This is a genomic window from Mycobacterium sp. IS-1264 (genome assembly GCF_001954195.1).
GTDB lineage: Bacteria > Actinomycetota > Actinomycetes > Mycobacteriales > Mycobacteriaceae > Mycobacterium.
In genome coordinates this window covers 1-2,282 of record NZ_MBES01000030.1, presented here as the reverse complement: position 1 = coordinate 2,282, position 2,282 = coordinate 1, and the positions used below count along the sequence as shown (strand labels likewise).

Sequence of the window (2,282 nt, the reverse complement as noted above, 5' to 3'; positions counted from 1 at the left end):
AACACAGTGCGCAGGCTTTCATGACGGCCCACCACATCGGTCAGCGCCGCAGCCAATGCATCAACATCGAGCGGCCCGCTTAGCCGCAACGCCGCCGCGGTGTTGTAGACCGGCGAGGGCCCCTGCAACTGGTCGATAAACCACAACCGCTGCTGGGCAAACGACAACGGAACCACCGCCGGGCGCTCAACTGCCACCACGGGATCCAGCCGACCAGCGCCCTCAGCGATACGCGGCGCCAACCTGGCAACCGTGGGCGCATCGAACACGACACGCACCCCAACGTCGGCATCCAATGCGGTGTTGATCGCCGCCACCAGGCGCATCGCCGAGAGTGAGTCTCCGCCGAGGTCGAAGAAGGAGTCGTCGATGCCGACGCGGTCGTGTCCGAGTATTCGGGCGTAGATGCCGGCCAGGATTTCTTCGGTGGGGGTGCTCGGGGCCCGATACCCGCCGATGGTGTAGTCGGGGGCGGGGAGGGCGGCGGTGTCGAGTTTGCCGTTGACCGTGAGCGGTAGCGCGTCGAGCATCATGATCTGGGCCGGGATCATGTAGGCGGGTAGCCGCGCGGCGAGTTGGTCGCGGATGGTGGCGGGGTTGGCTGTTCCGGTGATGTAGCCGATGAGGCGTTTGTCGCCGGGGCGGTCCTCGCGGGCGAGCACCGCGGCTTGTTGGACCCCGTCGAGTTGGGTTAGGGCGGCGCGGATTTCGCCGAGCTCGATGCGGTAGCCGCGGATTTTGACCTGCTCATCAGCGCGGCCCACGTAGTCGAGTTGGCCATCGGCGCGCCAGCGCACCAAATCCCCGGTGCGATACATCCGCGTTCCCGGCGCCCCGGGCCCGCCGAAGGGGCAGGCCACAAACCGCGACGCGGTCAACGCTGACCGCCGCCAATAGCCGCAGCCCAGCCCGGCGCCGGCCACATACAACTCCCCGACGACCCCGATCGGCACCGGGCGCAGCCACCGATCGAGCACCCACAATGCCGCCCCGCTCACCGGCGCGCCGATCGGCGGTGGCTCACCATCCGGTGTTAGGGGCGCGGTCAGGGTCACGCACATGGTGGTTTCGGTGGGGCCATAGCCGTTGATCACCACCCGACCCGGGCCCGCCCAGCGGTTGATCACTTCCGCCGGGCAGAACTCACCGCCTAACACCAATGTCAGCGACTCCAACCCCTGCGGGGACAACGCCGCTGCCGCAGAAGGGGTTTGGGTTAACACGCTGACGTGTTGGGCAGCCAGCACATCGTGAAGATCGGGGGCCGAACGAGTCAGTGAGTCCGGGATCACCACCAACCGCCCACCATGAAGCAACGGGCCCCAGATCTCCCACACCGAGATGTCGAAAGCAAGCGAATGACACTGCGCCCACACCTGTTTCGACTCGGCCAGCAGATCAGCATCCAAGCACCCCAGCAGTTGGGTGATGTTGCGGTGGGTGGCCGCCACCCCCTTGGGCGCCCCGGTGGTGCCCGAGGTGTAAATCAGATGGGCGATATCCTCGGGGCCCGGCGCTGGTAAAGGGGTGCTCGACTGGCTCTGCACCCCGGGGTCGGTGATGTCGATGACCGCCATACCCAACCCGTCGAGGCGCCCAGCCAGATCCGCGGTGCTCAACACCGCTACCGGCGCGGCATCGGTGAGCATGAACTCGATACGCTCCCGCGGATGTTCAGGGTCGATGGGCAGATACGCCGCCCCGGTTTTGAGCACCGCGGTGATCGCGGCGATAGCGTGTGGAGAGCGCTGCAGCAACACCCCCACCACACACCCAGGCCCCACGCCCCGGCCAACCAACAAATGCGCCAACCGATTAGCCGCCTCATCGAGTTGGCGATAAGTCCAGGACTGCTCACCACAACTGAGCGCCACCGCCTCCGGAGTCCGGGACACCTGCGCGGCGAACAACTCCGGAACCGACACCGGCGCGCTCACCGACTGGGTCACCACCGTCCGGTGACCGATCTCATCCAAGCGGGCATGCTCAGCCGCATCGAGCACATCCACCGACGACACGCGCCGCCCCGCATCGGCGGTCATCGCCATCAACACCCGCTCCAACCGCTCGATGAGCACCTGGATGCTTTCCGGGTCGAACACGTCGGTGCGAAATTCCACCGCCCCACCGATTCCGGCGGGCTCACCAGCCTCGGTGAAACGCTCCCCCAACGAAAACGCCAGATCCATACGCGCGCTATGGGTATCCAACGGAATCGGGCTGACCTCAAGGCCCTCCAGCACCAAACCCGCCGCCGGGTCCTCATGACCGGCGAAGTTCTG

1 protein-coding gene is annotated in these 2,282 nt (G+C 66.5%); it reads right to left on the bottom strand.

Going from position 1 to position 2,282, the window contains the following annotated elements; all coding sequences use genetic code 11:
- A partial coding sequence (locus A5744_RS05950) for a non-ribosomal peptide synthetase (protein WP_139331253.1) occupies positions 1-2,282 on the bottom strand: 2,282 nt, incomplete at both ends.